We start from the raw sequence: 14331 nt of genomic DNA, 5'->3' as shown, positions 1-14331 counted from the left end.
AAACGATTGGGCAATGTGTTTACAACTTTTGACCGTTATTTATTGAAACGATTTTTCCATGTCTTCATTATTGGATTCATGGCTACCTACGGTTTGTATGTGGTTTTTGATGGCTTTACCAATATCGATGGCTTTCAGAGTGGTATTGAAGACGGGTCATCCTTTGGTTTGCTCAAGTTAATGCTGGAGTTTTATCTGTATCAATCCAGCATCTTCTTTGACATGATCAGTCCGATTTTGACGGTACTTTCCGCAGTCGTTGTCTTTTCGCTTTTGGTACGTCATGGAGAACTCAACCCCGTATTGTCAGCTGGAATTCCCACTTATCGATTGGCGATTCCATTGGCATTCGCGACGCTTACCATCAATTGTTTTATCGTTGCAAATCAGGAACTGTTAATTCCTCGTATTGCTGACAAATTACAGGCCGAACGTGGAGATCTCGGAACCAGTTCTCAGTTTGTAGAACCCGTTTATGATTTTAGTACCAGAATTATGATCAATGGGCGAGAATTGTTGCTGACTGAAAAGAAATTACTCAGTGCAGAATTCGTGCTCTCCAAACCAATGGTACACGATTTTGTTACAGTGAAATCAGCTGAAGCTTTTTACCATAATAAGACTCCCGAGTCCGCGGGAGGTTGGTTATTGAAACAGGCATCTCCAAGATATGATGAACTGGAAATCGCGAAATTTGCAAAAGAAATGATTCTTCCCGGCGATGATCCTGGCGATATATTTATTGTTTCAGATATCGGCTGTGATCAGCTTTGTAATCGGAGTACGAACACGTTGATTTCAACTCCCGATTTGATTGCCAGAATCAATAATCCGTCATTCAGTGATTTATCGATCCGGAAACAGAAAATGGATTTGCATTTTCGGTTAACGCGTCCTTTTATGAATTTGATAGCGGTCATGATGTCGATTCCATTTGTACTTCGTAAAGAGAGTCGCAGCCAGATTTTGAATATTGCTTTTTGTGCTGTCGTGATGGGCGGGCTGTTTGCAATCAATCAGTTCTTCTTTTATATGGGAACGACGAAACTCGTTACACCCGATCAGGCAGCCTGGTTTCCCGTCATCACCTGCGGGACATTAGCCGCCTGGTTTTCGAACCGCGTATGGACCTGATACAGCGAACTCCGCCGCGACTTAACCACTTTGTCCCAAATCCATCAATTGTCCAAATCGATCAAGAACGCGGATTTTTAATGGGGCAAACCGAGGTTGATCGAATTCCCCTTTCTCTACCAGTTGTAATGCCACTTCCCGCGTTTCGTGTAAGATGGCTTCATCCCGTTTCAAATCGGCTACACGTAAAGGCAGTTCGCCATGTTGTCGAGTGCCAAAGATATCACCGGGGCCGCGTACCTGGAAATCGGCTTCTGCGATTTCAAAGCCATCAGTCGTCTGCTCCATAACTGCCAGCCTTTTCAGTGCGTCTTCACTTTCCGTATGAGTAAACAGAAAACAATTGCCCTGGTAGATGCCACGACTCACGCGCCCTCTTAACTGGTGAAGTTGAGATAATCCAAAACGATCAGCCTGTAAAATAACCATTAACGTTGCATTGGGCACATCAACTCCCACCTCCACAACCGTCGTGGAAACCAGAACCTGGATCTCCCCCTGGTGGAACTGCTTCATGGTTTGAGCACGTTCTTCCCGATCCATCTGCCCGTGAGCCAAGCCAATCGAAGCTGAAGAAAGCTCGCTTTTCTGGAGTTTACGATAAACTTCTTCCGCACTCGAACGACTGTTCTGTTCAATCTCCGAGTCAATGCGCGGACAAACAATATATGCCTGTCTGCCCGCCGCGATTTGAGCACGTAAAAAATCCCAGGCCTTTTTTCTCTGAGGCGTGGTGATAACACGACTTGTTAATACCGGTTGTCGGCCCGGAGGTAGCTCTGAATTCACAGAGATATCCAGTTCACCAAATTGTGTCATGCACAAACTACGGGGAATCGGAGTCGCCGTCATTACCAGCATATGAGGCGTCTTTTCCTCGCTCGTAAAGTGAGCGCGTTGCATCACGCCAAACTTATGTTGCTCATCAATAATCACCAAACCCAGATCGTGATAGCGAACATCTTTTTGAACGACTGCCGACGTACCGATAATCAGCTGCTGTTGACCGGATTCAATCTGTTCCAGTGTAGTTTTTCGCTGAGCAGCAGATAAGCTGCCAGTCAGAATGCACCGCTCTACACGGCTCTCTTTCAAAATTTGATCGATCGTCTCACAATGTTGTACCGCTAACAATTCAGTCGGTGCCATCAGAACGGCCTGATATCCGCCGGCAATGGTGGCCAGCATGGCATAAATGGCAATCGCCGTTTTACCGGCTCCCACATCCGCCTGAAGCATCCGATGCATAGCGCGTCCTGATCCCAGATCAGCACAAATATCTCTGACAGCCTGATTTTGTCCCTCGGTAAATTCGTAAGGAAACAAGCGTCGGATACGGGCATCGATCTTGGCTGTGACCTTAATGAGCGGTGCGTTATCCACACAGGTCCAAAGCCGCCGACGCATGGCCAGACCCAATTGGAATTCCAGCAGATCATCATAAATCACACGATGTACGCCAGCATGGTACTCTTCCATTGTCTGAGGCTTATGCATCTGAATCACCGCCTGAGAAAGTGGAATCAAAGAATGTGCCTGGCGAAATGCTTCCGGTAGATAATCGGGAATCAGATGCGCGTATTCGTCGACGGCAGCGCGAATCATACGCCGCATCTGATACATCTTGAGTCCCTCGGTGAGAGGGTATTTCGGCAATATCAGACCTTGCGGATCGTCCAGGTCTTCTTCCAGAACCTGATATTGGGGATGCGACATTTCCCACTTTCCCGAGCGGCGTTTTGCCTTTCCCGAGAACATTAGAAACTGACCTTGAAAGAAACGTTTGATAACCCATGGTTGGTTAAACCATGTTCCTTTCAGAAAACCAGTTCCACAATCCAGCAGAATGGCGGTAATCGTTCGACCGCGGGATATCGTACGGGCATCAAGATCCACAACTTTTCCGCAGACGGAAGCAGGCTGATCGTCTTCCAGTTCATTGATCGGACGAACATCCGTCAGATCCAGAACAGTACGAGGCAAATGCCAGAGTAAATCTGCAACTGTTTCAATTCCCATCTTCTGCAAAAGCGCAGCGCGTTCCGCTCCTACTCCATTAAGAAATTGAACAGGAGTTTCCAGGGGAGATTCGGTCATCGTATTCCACAACCAGATGGTTACAAATCAGACTGATTCTGCAGCTTGACAGCATATTCAACGGCCAGTTCATCGCAGCGTTCATTTTCTGGATGGCCACTATGACCTTTAATCGTGGTAAAAGAAACGTCATGCCGTTCCAGAAGTGAATCCAGTTCTCGCCACAGTTCTTCATTTTTTACCGGCTTCCAGCTCTTTCCTTCGCGGCGTCGCCAGTCATTTTTTTTCCAGTTGGGCATCCATTCCAGAGAACCTTTAGCAACGTAAACACTGTCAGTAATAATCTCAACACGCGAATTCCGGGTCAATTGTTTCAATCCGGAAATCACCGCCTGAAGTTCCATTTGATTATTCGTCGTTTCTACTTCTCCACCGGAAAATTCTTTCTCCGTTCCCGTAGAAGGATGTCGTAGAATCACTCCCCAGCCACCAGGTCCCGGATTACCCCGGCATGCGCCATCGGTAAATATTTGCACAAATGGAACCGGCTCTAGCTTTGCTGATTGATCGGGCATAATACTGGGGCGTTAGCCTGACAAGGAGGTAATAACGAACCGATGATGAGTTCAGTTTGAATGACAAAATCAAGGGATTACACGGAAAGAGTGAATCAACCTGCAAAGGAACTGGTAATGTGGCTGGCAGAAAAACGCCTGTTATCTTTCCCGATAGACAATACGTCCACGATTCAGATCATAGGGTGATACTTCGACAACGACTTTGTCTCCGGGTACAATACGAATGAAGTGCTTTCGCATTTTGCCCGCTACGTGAGCCAGTACCTGATGCCCATTTTCCAATTCGACGCGAAATTGGGTATTTGCCAGTGCCTCTGTCACTGTACCTTCGACTTCAATGGCCTCTTCTTTGGCCATAACAATTGTATCCTATCCAATAAAGAACAAAAAATGGGAATATGCGAAACAACTCGCACAAGCCTAACTCTTGACCAGCTCTCACAAAACTTAGATTCAGACAGTTCGAGCCACTCTGATCCGCTTATTGTTACAGGGATTCATCGATTATGCCAGTCTGAACGGAGCCCTCAGCAGCGTTTCCCTGCAATTCCAAGCCGAAAAATCGGCTTTCATATTAGAGAATACTCAATATTTCGCATGTCTTCTCAAAATTTTACCGATTTCGCTCTTAAATGTAAGCTATGTTTGAAAATACTGACTACGTTCTCAACGCGAAATCCTCACAGTGAGAATTGCTACGATTTCTCGTTCGCTTTATATCGATTCACGAGTTCATATCACCATTTGTGATAAGGGTTGTTGAAATGCAATTTATTAAAAACTTTCTTGCTGAAGAGGATGGCCCGACGGCTGTCGAATATGCCGTCATGGTTGCCGCCATTTTGATGATATGTATTGTCGCAATTGCTGCGATTGGAACTCAGACGAATACGATGTTTGAAGACGCTACAACCGAAATGCAAAATCACGGCATGTAATCTTCAGCGGTTCTGATTCTCCACTCCTCTCCCGCCTCCACACATTTCCAGCATTGCAGGCTTATCAAAGCATGCGCCTGGCGGAATTGCACTTCTCTGCCAATTGACTAAACTGCTACCAATAGAGTACGAAATACACTCAACTTCGATCGCTGGAAATGGACATGCCTGACTGCTTTATTGCTTTGGGAGGAAATCAGGGGAATGTTCGGGAAACATTTTCCCAGGCATTAAATCGACTCAACCAGCATCCTGAAATATCTCTCATTCGCACAAGCCAATGGGTGGAAACGGCTCCCGTAGGCAGCCAGACCGATGTCACATTTCTCAACGGTGCAGCACATCTTTCAGTCACGCTTTCACCACTGGACTTGCTCAACGAATTACAAAAAGTAGAAACCGATATGGGTCGGAACCGTAATGTGCGCTGGAGTGCCCGCACACTTGACCTCGATCTGATTCTCTATGATCAATTGATTTCAGATTCCGACGGATTAATCATTCCCCATCCCGCCTGCTGGTATCGGCGGTTTGTACTCGACCCGCTAAGGGAGATTGCCCCCGATCTCGTTCATCCCGTGAAAAAAATCACAATCAAGGAACTGCAGCAGCGATTACTCAAACGACCTTTCCTGTTTTCAATTGCAGGCTTACCCACCGCGGAAGCAGAGACGGTGATACAGTATTTAAAGCCACGATTTCATGATGTCTTGTTTTCCATTTGGGAATCATCAGATCAGTCGAATACAGATGCTGAGCCCACGATAATCACCTGGTTCGGCTCAAAAAATTCAGAAACCGCATTCAATTCCCTGCCAGTTTTGTCGCGATTAGATTTTTCGGAATACCTGAATGATACTGGACAAATTATACATGTCTTGCAATCTGCGCTGGATTTCCATTAAAAAACGCCTATACTATAATATCAGAATAAGCCGATATTTTATTATGGCTGATCAGAATCGCCGATAGGAGTAGATTCTGTTTAGTCTAACCCGCCTTAATATCATCCTACCGTGTTGAATGGGGAGACCTGAAACGATGCTGAAGATCCTCGGTTCTCAGAAAAGCAAGTTTTGCGATCGGATCACTCGCAGAAACTTCCTCCAGGTAGGCGGTCTCGCTTTAGGCGGCATGTCGCTTCCTCAGTTACTTCAAGCCGAATCAGCAACGCCACAAAAAAAACAACACAAGGCGATCATCATGATCTTCTTGCCCGGCGGTCCTCCTCATCAGGACATGTGGGATATCAAGGTCGATGCACCCAGCGATATCCGCGGCGAATTCAACGCGATTCAAACCAACGTCTCCGGTATCGAAATCGGAGACCAGTTTCCACGCATGGCGAAAATGGCCGACAAGTTTGCCTTCATTCGTTCCATGGTCGGCTCGGATGGAAGGCACGATGCGTTTCAATGTCTCTCAGGACAACGGTTCAACAACCAGCCACTCGGCGGCTGGCCTTGTTTGGGTTCTGTACTATCACATCAATATGGCGCCGTTGATCCAGCGGTTCCTCCTTTCCTCGGCTTGTCTCCCAAAATGGGACACATGGAATGGGCACGCGCTGGTGAACCCGGGTTTCTAGGACTATCACACGCTCCCTTCCGTCCCAACGGCGAAGGCATGGCAGACATGACGCTCAACGGCATAACCCTCGATCGCCTCGACAACCGTAAGCAAGTCCTCAGCTCTCTAGATTCGTTTCGCTCTCAAGTCGATGCCTCCGGAACGATGAAAGGCCTCGACTCCTTTACGCAACAAGCCTTTGGGATTCTCACTTCCAGCAAGTTGGCCGATGCATTAGACATCACAAAAGAAGATACGAAACTCCGCGACCGCTATGGCAGAGGAACATCAAAGAAAGCAGCCGACGGCGGACCAAAACTCCTTGATGATTTTCTCACAGCCCGTCGCTTGATCGAAGCCGGCGCACGTTGTGTAACACTCGCCTTCAGTCGCTGGGACTGGCACGGCGGAAACTTCAATCGGGGACGCCAGGATATGCCCATGTTGGATCAGGGTGTCACCGCACTCATCGAAGATCTCGAAAACAGAGGCATGCTCGACGACGTCACCGTTGTTGTCTGGGGCGAATTCGGACGCACTCCCAAAATCAACGCCAATGCCGGCCGCGATCATTGGCCCCGTGTCTCAACCGCGTTACTCGCCGGTGGCGGCATGAAAACCGGTCAAGTAATAGGCTCCACCAACCGCTTGGGCGAATATGCAGAAGACCGTCCGGTCCATTTCCAGGAAGTCTTCGCCACCCTCTATCACAATCTCGGAATCGACGTGGAAAACACCACAGTCACAGACCTACAGGGACGTCCCCGCTATCTGGTCGATAATAATACATATAAGGTCATGCCTGAACTGGTTTAATCAGTACTCGTTTTCTCAGTCACGAAGATTCACCGCGGTCCGATATTCACGCCTGCATCAAGTTCATCAATGGCGTCCTCCCTTGACGAATTCAAGTCGTGTAAAATCTACTTCCCTCCAGGTTTTCAGGTGCTCTAACATTCCCTCTTGACACCCCCACGCCACTCCCCATTATGCGTTTATGCGCGTCGCGCGCGAGATGCGTTTTTTTCGCACTGCTTTTCACGAACACTGAAGATCTCACTACTATAAAAGTCTCTGTGTTTTGAAAATCTTCACCTGAAAAACAGCCACCGGTTCCCAATGTCTCGTACGTTATCGACACACTTCGGTCACGCAATGACGCGTCTGAGCCACCGCTTGAACACATATAGACAGCTATTAACCACGCTTTGCCCATCAATAAAGTATTGACTCCCCCACGCCCATCAGCAAAATGATTCACAGTCAAAGTGATCACCATCAGAATAAACGAGGACACAGAACCAGCCACCATTAACAAAACCCTGAGCGGCACGGCGCGAGCCGCTGTTAGAAAGTAACCATCAGAAACACACAGCAACAAAATCATGTAAGGCTGACCTTAATTAATTTGTAGGGATGACCCATGTGTCTGCCCGCAGACGAAGACGGATCTAAAAATATAGGGGCGCGATTCATGTGTCCGCCCGCTAGCACAACTTTTCGTGAATTTCGTGGTAGAAAAATAATCGAAAAGACATCGTCATCACCAATGCACGAACAGAGATTCTACCCAATAGCCACAGAAAGCCCGAACTGAAAATCAGGAAGTGCACAGGAAATTGGGTGGGCCCGAATGCAATTCGGGCCGAGCGCAGCGAGCAGGAATCTGACAGAGAATCAGAACAATGAATAGTGAACGTGATCTTTGAATAATAGCTAAGCGTAGGTCTGTTATATACAAACCGAACGATCACCCCGACAGTTTCCTGTACCCTGCAGCAACCCCGATTGACATACGAGGGCACCCGGGACGCTGACTTTTAAACAAACCATGCCTGTAACATCAGTTGAACCCCTGCGAGATCTTCGATGGACGGTTGGAAAATTGATGATGATAAATTGAATGGAAGCTGTTCCCTTCGTTTGAATGTGAAAGGAAGGCACAGCATTATGGAATGTGACTGCGCGTTTTCGCTCGCTGATGTGTGCGAAATCGTCACAACTCTTCCGCAGTCGCGAGACCGGACCGCACAGCGCGACATGCAGCAAGACTTGGCATTCGATTTGCTCGTTGGAGTATCTTGTCAGAGTATAGTATCAGAAGAACTCCGGAGAAAGCTATGGGCAAAGAAACTACGACTATCACTCGGACAACATGGGATGTCATTGTCATCGGTTCTGGCATGGGCGGGATGGTTGCGGCCACCGCGCTCTCGCGACTGGGGCACAGGGTACTGCTGCTGGAACAGTACGATTCACTCGGCGGACAGACTCACAGTTTTTCTCGTGATGGTTTCTCATGGGACGCCGGGCTTCACTATCTTGGCGATTTGGGACCGGATCAACGGGAGAAAGCCATTCTTGACTGGCTGACCGATACGCCGATTGAACTGGCGTCGATCGGAGCGATCTACGACACCCTTCACATTGGTGACGCTCCCACAATTCAATTGACTCGGCCGACAGAATCCCAAAAGCTTGATTTGAAGGAACGCTTTCCAGACGAATGCGATGCGATCGAAGCCTGGTACAACGCGATCCACGATGCCCGTGAAACGCTGACAACGCTCGTACAATCGCGTTCAATGCCTGCGATTATCGGTGCAGCGATGAAGTGGAGGAGGCGCCGGGCGATCAAGCGTTGGTGTGAACGCACAACCGCGGAGGTGGCAAACGAACTGACTGAAAATCCGGAACTGGCCGCTGTATTTTCTGCGCAGTGGGGCACGTTTGGTGGCCGCCCCGGCACAGCAAGCTTCGCAATGCACGCGGCTGCAATCGGGTCGTATCTTGGCAGCGGAGGTTTCTACCCGGTTGGCGGCGGCTCCAAGATTGCAGAACACCTTCTTACGACCATCACGTCCGCTGGCGGCGAGGCACGTGCTGGCGTCACCGTTGAGTCACTGCTCATGCAAAACGGTTGCGTTGTCGGCGTTACGACTTCTGATGGCGAAGAAATCTATGCGGACAAAGTGATTTCAAATATCGGCGCGAGGGAAACTGTGGACAGACTGCTTCCAAAAGATCATGGCCATCAAGCATGGGTGGATCAGATCCGTTCCCTTGGTTCTAACATCTGCCATTTCTCATTGTTCCTCGGTTTCTCAGGCGACATCGAAGCGGCCGGTGCCACGAAGTCGAATCATTGGCTTTATCCGACAGGCGAAACAGACGCAGTTTGGACCGACGTTTCCAACGGTACACCACCCGCGATGTTCGTCTCGTTCGCTTCTTTGAAAGACCCCGCACATGATCCGGGACCCGATCGAAAATATGCGGGAGAAATTATTGCATGGGCAGATTGGTCTACCGTCGAACGTTGGGCAGAACTCCCGCCCGGACAACGCGGCGATGACTACAAAGATTTCAAAAACCAAGCCGAGGCAGCGTTGTTTGAACAGTTCAAGAAGTATTTCCCCAGGCTCGCGGAACTGGTCGTGTTTCGCGAAGTCGCAACACCGTTGGCAACGGCATCGATTACCGGCCATACAAAAGGCTCCTTCTACGGTCTCGACGTGACACCGAACCGCGTGATGTCAGACGCACTCCGGATGAAGACGCCGATCAAAGGTCTCTACCTGGCCGGTCAGGACGTTGTCACACCTGGCATTCCCGGCGCAATGTGGGGTGGGCTCGTGTGTGCGGCCAGCATTGACCCCAAAGTGGCCGTGCATTTCAATGGATAGAGCAGCGTCAATCGATCAAAGAATGATTTGCAGAAGAAACGTGTAGGTTGAGAATGGGTGCAAGTGCCCAGAGAACCAGGCGGTCAGCGCGGAATGGGATATTCGTAGGCCGCGTTGAGATGTGTTGGTCGACCTGGCTGGGCTGTGCTACTGGCACTTTAGTCGAATAATTGTCGGCTCGTGAGACAGTAATCATAAAAGACTAGTGAGCTCAGCAGCGTCACAAACTTTCGTACTTTTCGTGAATTTCGTGGTAGAAAAAACTCAACCAGTAACGTTCGCAAGTTCACGCCAGAGCAGGGCGCTCGCCAGTGTTCCCTGTCGGAACGATTCGAGGGCAAACCGTTCGTTCGGGCTATGCAGGTTGTCGGTGTTCTGGCCCCAGCCCAGCAAGAGGGTATCCACGCCGACCACCGTCTGGAACGTTTCCACAACGGGGATCGAGCCCCCTTCGCGAATCATCACCGGGGCCGCTCCAAATGCCTGCTCAATGGCCGACCGGGCGGCACTCATATACGGACTCTGATAGTCAAACACCAGTGCTTTACAACCATGAAAGTCCACGAATTCCATCGTTAGGCCCGTGGGTAACAATGCTTGTAAATATTGCTCCAGCGCTTTCGTCAGCAAGACCGGATCCTGATCGGGAACCAGACGACACGTGATTTTGACCCGCGCTTCCGCAGGCACAATCGTCTTCGGCCCTTCTCCCGTATAGCCAGAGATCATGCCGTTCACATCACAGGTCGGCCGTGCCCAGCGCCGTTCCAGTGTAGTAAAGCCCTCTTCGCCGTCGACCGCATTCACGCCCAGGTTTTCCATAAAAGCGAATTCATCAAAGGGCAGGGCGGCAAACTGATCGCGCTCTTCCTGTGTAAGCTCGATCACGCCATCATAGAAGCCGGGAATCTGTACGCGTCCTGCGTCATCATGCAAAGCGGCAATCATACGCGCCAGACCATTGGCGGGGTTCGTCACCGCGCCTCCAAACACACCACTGTGCAAATCCTGATTCGGTCCGCGAACGATCACTTCACAGGCGAGAATCCCCCGCAGGCCATACGTAATCGCGGGGATGCCCGGTGCATATTGACTCGTATCACTGATTACCGCGATATCACAGGCCACCAGATCTTTATTCTCTTCCAGAAAGCGATCCAGATTGTCACTGCCGACCTCTTCTTCACCTTCTATTACGAAGATCACGTTCACCGGCAACTCACCATGCGTTTTCATCCAGGCTTCGACCGATTTGATGTGTGTATACATCTGCCCTTTGTCATCAGTTGCACCACGTGCATAAATGTGTCCGTCACGAATGTCCGGCTCAAAAGGGGGGGTAATCCATTGATCCAGCGGATCGGGGGGCTGCACATCATAATGCCCATAAACCAGCACCGTCGGCTTGCCTTCCGCTTTCTGCCAGGCGCCATACACAATCGGATGCCCGGCGGTTTCAATGGTCCGGCTTTCAATGCCCGCTGCTTCCATTTGCTGCAGGACAAATTCGGCACCACGCCTTGTTTCCGCATTCAATGTCGAATCGGCACTCACGCTGGGGATTTTTAAAAACTCAGTGAGTTCTGTAACGAAGCGATCCTGATGTTGCTCTAAATACTCGCGAACTTGGTCAACCATTGTTTTCCTGTAACCTCGATCCTGCTAAGTTATAAGAATGAAATCATTGAAGGTGAGAGAGACTCGGGAATGATGTTATCCTGTGAGGAGTATAAGTTCCCGCGGGCCATTTGAGTATAGAAGTCATCCATGAAAACTGTAGATGTAGCAATAATTGGTGGGGGAATCGTAGGTCTGGCCACAGGCTGGCGTTTATCACAACGCTTTCCCGAAAAATCGATATTAATTCTCGAAAAAGAAAGTCAGGTCGCCCAGCACCAGACCGGACACAATTCCGGCGTGCTGCATTCGGGTATTTATTATAAACCCGGGTCATTAAGAGCCACCAACTGTCGCGCAGGCAAAGAAGAGATGGAAGCCTTCTGCGATGCCGAAGAAATCCCCTGGGATCAATGCGGCAAAGTCATCGTCGCCGTCGATGAATCAGAATTCCACGCGCTCGACACCATCTTCTCCCGCGGCCAGAAAAACGGCGTCATCTGTGAAATGATCGATGAGCCACGGCTCAAAGAACTCGAGCCGCACGTGGCAGGCATCCGCGCGATTCACGTTCCGGAAACCGGCATCATCGATTACAAACAGGTCGCCGAACGACTCGCACAACGCATTCAGGAAAAAGACAATCAGGTTCAAACAGGCGCCGAAGTCATCGGTATTGTGCATCACACCGATCACATTACCATTCAAACCCGCGCGGGAGAATTTTCCGCCAAACAGGTCATCAACTGTAGCGGCTTATTCAGCGACCGCGTGGCCCGTATGGGTGGTTCGAAACCAAATTCCAAAATCGTCCCCTTTCGCGGCGAATTCTTTACACTCAAACCTGCAGCGCAACATCTCTGCCGTTCGTTAATTTATCCCGTACCCAATCCCGAGTTTCCTTTTCTCGGCGTGCACTTCACAAAAATCATTCAGGGCGGCGTCGAATGTGGACCCAACGCCGTCTGGGCCTTTGCCCGTGAAGGTTATTCAAATAGCCACATCAATCTCCGTGACATGTTCGAATCGGCCACCTATCCCGGCTTTTTGAAGATGGCCATGAAATACTGGAAAACCGGCGTCAAAGAAATGTGGCGCTCACTCAGTAAACCCGCGTTTGTCAAAGAACTGCAACGCCTGGTTCCCGAAATTAAAGCGGAAGACCTGGAAACCGCCCCCGCAGGAGTTCGCGCACAGGCACTGGGCCGAGACGGGAAAATTATCGACGACTTTCTCATCGATGAATCCGACCGCATGATCAACGTATTGAATGCCCCCTCGCCGGCAGCCACTTCCTCTCTCAGAATCGGTACGATGGTGACCGATCTGCTCGCACCTCGATTGGAATAACCCCCGGCTGGATTTACCAAAGAAAGTTGACCCGCGATGCAGTCTTCGATCATCACAGTCTGGGGTTATGCAACCGTTGTCTTCTGGACGGCTTTGCTGGTGCCTTCGTTAATCATGATGATCCGCAAACGCATTTCCCGTTGTCTGCCCAACACAGAAGTTCCGGAAGACTGGCCGCTGATCTCGGTCATCGTACCTGCCAAAGATGAAGCAGAAACGATTGAACAGACACTCAACTCCCTGTTGGCTTCCGATTATCCGCGCCTCGAAATCATCGCCGTCAATGATCGTTCCACCGACGAAACCGGCGCGATTATGGAACGTGTCGCAGCCGAGGCAAAGCAGCAAGAACGAGTTTCGATGCAGATCCTGCAAATCGAAGAACTGCCCTCCGACTGGCTGGGGAAATCACACGCCATGCATCAAGGGGTGAAAATTGCGAACGGAGAACTCTTGCTGTTTACCGACGGCGATATCATCTTCGATCCGCAAGCGATCTCGCACGCAACCCGCATTTTTCTGCACAGGCAACTCGATCATCTCTGTCTCTTGCCGCAATTAGCACGCGGCGGGTTAATCGAAATGGCCTTCATTACGTTCTTCGGCTTCCTGTTAACGGGCGGCACATTTCTCTGGCTGGTGCCCACACGCTGGACCTACGCCTACATCGGCATCGGTGCGTTTAACCTCGTAAAGACTTCCGTTTACGAAAGCATTGGCGGCTTTGAAACCATCAAGCTGGATGTACTGGACGACATCAAACTCGGCAAGTTAATCAAACACCATCACTATCGACAGGATATTTATCTGGCCATCGATCAGCTCAAAGTCCGCTGGCAACCCTCCGCCTGGGGCGTGATCACCGGCGTCGAAAAAAATTCCTTCGCCTCCTTCAACTATTCGGTGATCCGACTCACGCTGGTGATGATGCTCTATCTCTCATTTTTCGTGATGCCCTTTATCATACCTTTCTTCTTCCCGCTCCCTCAAACGCTGGGCTTCATCATCACAATCATCATCCTGCATCTCTGCTACGCGATGATCGCCATCCTGTTTTCCTCCGGCCTGCGTGTCACACCTCTGATGTTCTTCGCCTCACTGGCCCTCGCCTTCGCCATCTGCCGCTCCGCCTGGATCACACTAAAAAACGGCGGCGTCCGCTGGCGCGATACAACCTACCCACTCGATGTGCTGAAAAAGAATCTGTATTGAAACCCGCATCCCCTTGAGCGGCTCGGCGCTAGGTCGTGTTTATTGAATCGTTTTGAGGATCATTCTCAGGAAAGTTACCATTAACGAGATCGGTATTAACCGCCGCTAATGCCTTGCGGCTTATCTTGTTTTTGATCATTAGCCGAATGGCGTTAGCCTAATGGCACTTACTTTAGAAAAACATTGTACCCCATGTCCGTCTGGCATGAT

Annotated in this window: 12 protein-coding genes; 7 read left to right on the top strand and 5 right to left on the bottom strand. The window is 49.8% G+C overall.

Going from position 1 to position 14331, the window contains the following annotated elements:
- Nucleotides 1-1134: LptF/LptG family permease (locus Q0668_RS22185; RefSeq protein ID WP_298868692.1), on the top strand; the 1134-nt coding region annotated here is incomplete at its 5' end.
- 21 nt (nucleotides 1135-1155) lie between these two features.
- On the opposite strand, the gene recG is transcribed toward Q0668_RS22185, so the two are convergent.
- The 3 genes from recG to infA form a co-directional block, all read right to left on the bottom strand.
- Nucleotides 1156-3231, bottom strand: a complete 2076-nt coding sequence (gene recG, locus Q0668_RS22180) for an ATP-dependent DNA helicase RecG (RefSeq protein WP_298868690.1) — start codon at nucleotides 3229-3231, stop codon at nucleotides 1156-1158.
- 20 nt (nucleotides 3232-3251) lie between these two features.
- The gene (gene rnhA / locus Q0668_RS22175; protein WP_298868688.1) at nucleotides 3252-3746 is read right to left on the bottom strand and encodes a ribonuclease HI; all 495 of its coding nucleotides are present in this window, start codon (nucleotides 3744-3746) and stop codon (nucleotides 3252-3254) included.
- 141 nt (nucleotides 3747-3887) lie between these two features.
- Nucleotides 3888-4106, bottom strand: coding sequence for a translation initiation factor IF-1 (gene infA, locus Q0668_RS22170; RefSeq protein WP_002643979.1), 219 nt, complete (start codon nucleotides 4104-4106; stop codon nucleotides 3888-3890).
- A 407-nt stretch (nucleotides 4107-4513) separates the two neighbouring features.
- On the opposite strand from infA, the gene Q0668_RS22165 reads away from it, so the two are divergent.
- From Q0668_RS22165 to Q0668_RS22155, 3 genes are all read left to right on the top strand, one after another.
- Nucleotides 4514-4687 carry a Flp family type IVb pilin gene (locus tag Q0668_RS22165; protein ID WP_298868662.1) on the top strand — a complete coding sequence of 58 codons (174 nt, stop codon included), beginning with the start codon at nucleotides 4514-4516 and terminating at the stop codon, nucleotides 4685-4687.
- Nucleotides 4688-4851: 164 nt separating this feature from the next.
- A complete protein-coding gene (gene folK / locus Q0668_RS22160) occupies nucleotides 4852-5592 on the top strand; it encodes a 2-amino-4-hydroxy-6-hydroxymethyldihydropteridine diphosphokinase (RefSeq protein ID WP_298868661.1) in 741 nt (246 codons plus the stop codon).
- 136 nt (nucleotides 5593-5728) lie between these two features.
- A complete protein-coding gene (locus Q0668_RS22155; protein ID WP_298868660.1) occupies nucleotides 5729-7072 on the top strand; it encodes a DUF1501 domain-containing protein in 1344 nt (447 codons plus the stop codon).
- 91 nt (nucleotides 7073-7163) lie between these two features.
- Here Q0668_RS22155 and Q0668_RS22150 read toward each other — a convergent pair whose 3' ends face one another.
- Complete coding sequence (locus Q0668_RS22150; RefSeq protein WP_298868659.1) at nucleotides 7164-7643, bottom strand: hypothetical protein; 480 nt, start codon at nucleotides 7641-7643, stop codon at nucleotides 7164-7166.
- Between the two features lie 733 nt (nucleotides 7644-8376).
- Here Q0668_RS22150 and Q0668_RS22145 point away from each other — a divergent pair.
- Nucleotides 8377-9942 carry an NAD(P)/FAD-dependent oxidoreductase gene (locus Q0668_RS22145; protein ID WP_298868658.1) on the top strand — a complete coding sequence of 522 codons (1566 nt, stop codon included), beginning with the start codon at nucleotides 8377-8379 and terminating at the stop codon, nucleotides 9940-9942.
- Nucleotides 9943-10206: 264 nt separating this feature from the next.
- Here Q0668_RS22145 and Q0668_RS22140 read toward each other — a convergent pair whose 3' ends face one another.
- Nucleotides 10207-11580, bottom strand: a complete 1374-nt coding sequence (locus tag Q0668_RS22140; RefSeq protein ID WP_298868657.1) for a dipeptidase — start codon at nucleotides 11578-11580, stop codon at nucleotides 10207-10209.
- A 129-nt stretch (nucleotides 11581-11709) separates the two neighbouring features.
- Between Q0668_RS22140 and lhgO the strand changes: the two genes are divergently transcribed.
- Together lhgO and Q0668_RS22130 are read left to right on the top strand one after the other, a co-directional pair.
- Complete coding sequence (gene lhgO, locus Q0668_RS22135) at nucleotides 11710-12909, top strand: L-2-hydroxyglutarate oxidase (protein WP_298868656.1); 1200 nt, start codon at nucleotides 11710-11712, stop codon at nucleotides 12907-12909.
- 36 nt (nucleotides 12910-12945) lie between these two features.
- Nucleotides 12946-14121, top strand: a complete 1176-nt coding sequence (locus tag Q0668_RS22130) for a glycosyltransferase family 2 protein (protein ID WP_298868655.1) — start codon at nucleotides 12946-12948, stop codon at nucleotides 14119-14121.
- The last annotated feature ends 210 nt before the right edge of the window (nucleotides 14122-14331 follow it).

It is taken from the genome of uncultured Gimesia sp. (assembly GCF_937910335.1).
Lineage (GTDB): Bacteria > Planctomycetota > Planctomycetia > Planctomycetales > Planctomycetaceae > Gimesia.
Note: the sequence above shows the minus strand (reverse complement) of the source record. Positions and strands in the feature narration are given on the sequence as shown.

What these genes read in the sequence shown, in the direction of transcription:
- Q0668_RS22150 (WP_298868659.1), bottom strand. Translation starts at nt 7,643, where the DNA reads ATGATTTTGTTGCTGTGTGTTTCTGATGGTTACTTTCTAACAGCGGCT.
- folK (WP_298868661.1), top strand. Translation starts at nt 4,852, where the DNA reads ATGCCTGACTGCTTTATTGCTTTGGGAGGAAATCAGGGGAATGTTCGG.
- Q0668_RS22130 (WP_298868655.1), top strand. Translation starts at nt 12,946, where the DNA reads ATGCAGTCTTCGATCATCACAGTCTGGGGTTATGCAACCGTTGTCTTC.
- Q0668_RS22165 (WP_298868662.1), top strand. Translation starts at nt 4,514, where the DNA reads ATGCAATTTATTAAAAACTTTCTTGCTGAAGAGGATGGCCCGACGGCT.
- lhgO (WP_298868656.1), top strand. Translation starts at nt 11,710, where the DNA reads ATGAAAACTGTAGATGTAGCAATAATTGGTGGGGGAATCGTAGGTCTG.
- Q0668_RS22140 (WP_298868657.1), bottom strand. Translation starts at nt 11,580, where the DNA reads ATGGTTGACCAAGTTCGCGAGTATTTAGAGCAACATCAGGATCGCTTC.
- recG (WP_298868690.1), bottom strand. Translation starts at nt 3,231, where the DNA reads ATGACCGAATCTCCCCTGGAAACTCCTGTTCAATTTCTTAATGGAGTA.
- Q0668_RS22145 (WP_298868658.1), top strand. Translation starts at nt 8,377, where the DNA reads ATGGGCAAAGAAACTACGACTATCACTCGGACAACATGGGATGTCATT.
- Q0668_RS22155 (WP_298868660.1), top strand. Translation starts at nt 5,729, where the DNA reads ATGCTGAAGATCCTCGGTTCTCAGAAAAGCAAGTTTTGCGATCGGATC.
- infA (WP_002643979.1), bottom strand. Translation starts at nt 4,106, where the DNA reads ATGGCCAAAGAAGAGGCCATTGAAGTCGAAGGTACAGTGACAGAGGCA.
- rnhA (WP_298868688.1), bottom strand. Translation starts at nt 3,746, where the DNA reads ATGCCCGATCAATCAGCAAAGCTAGAGCCGGTTCCATTTGTGCAAATA.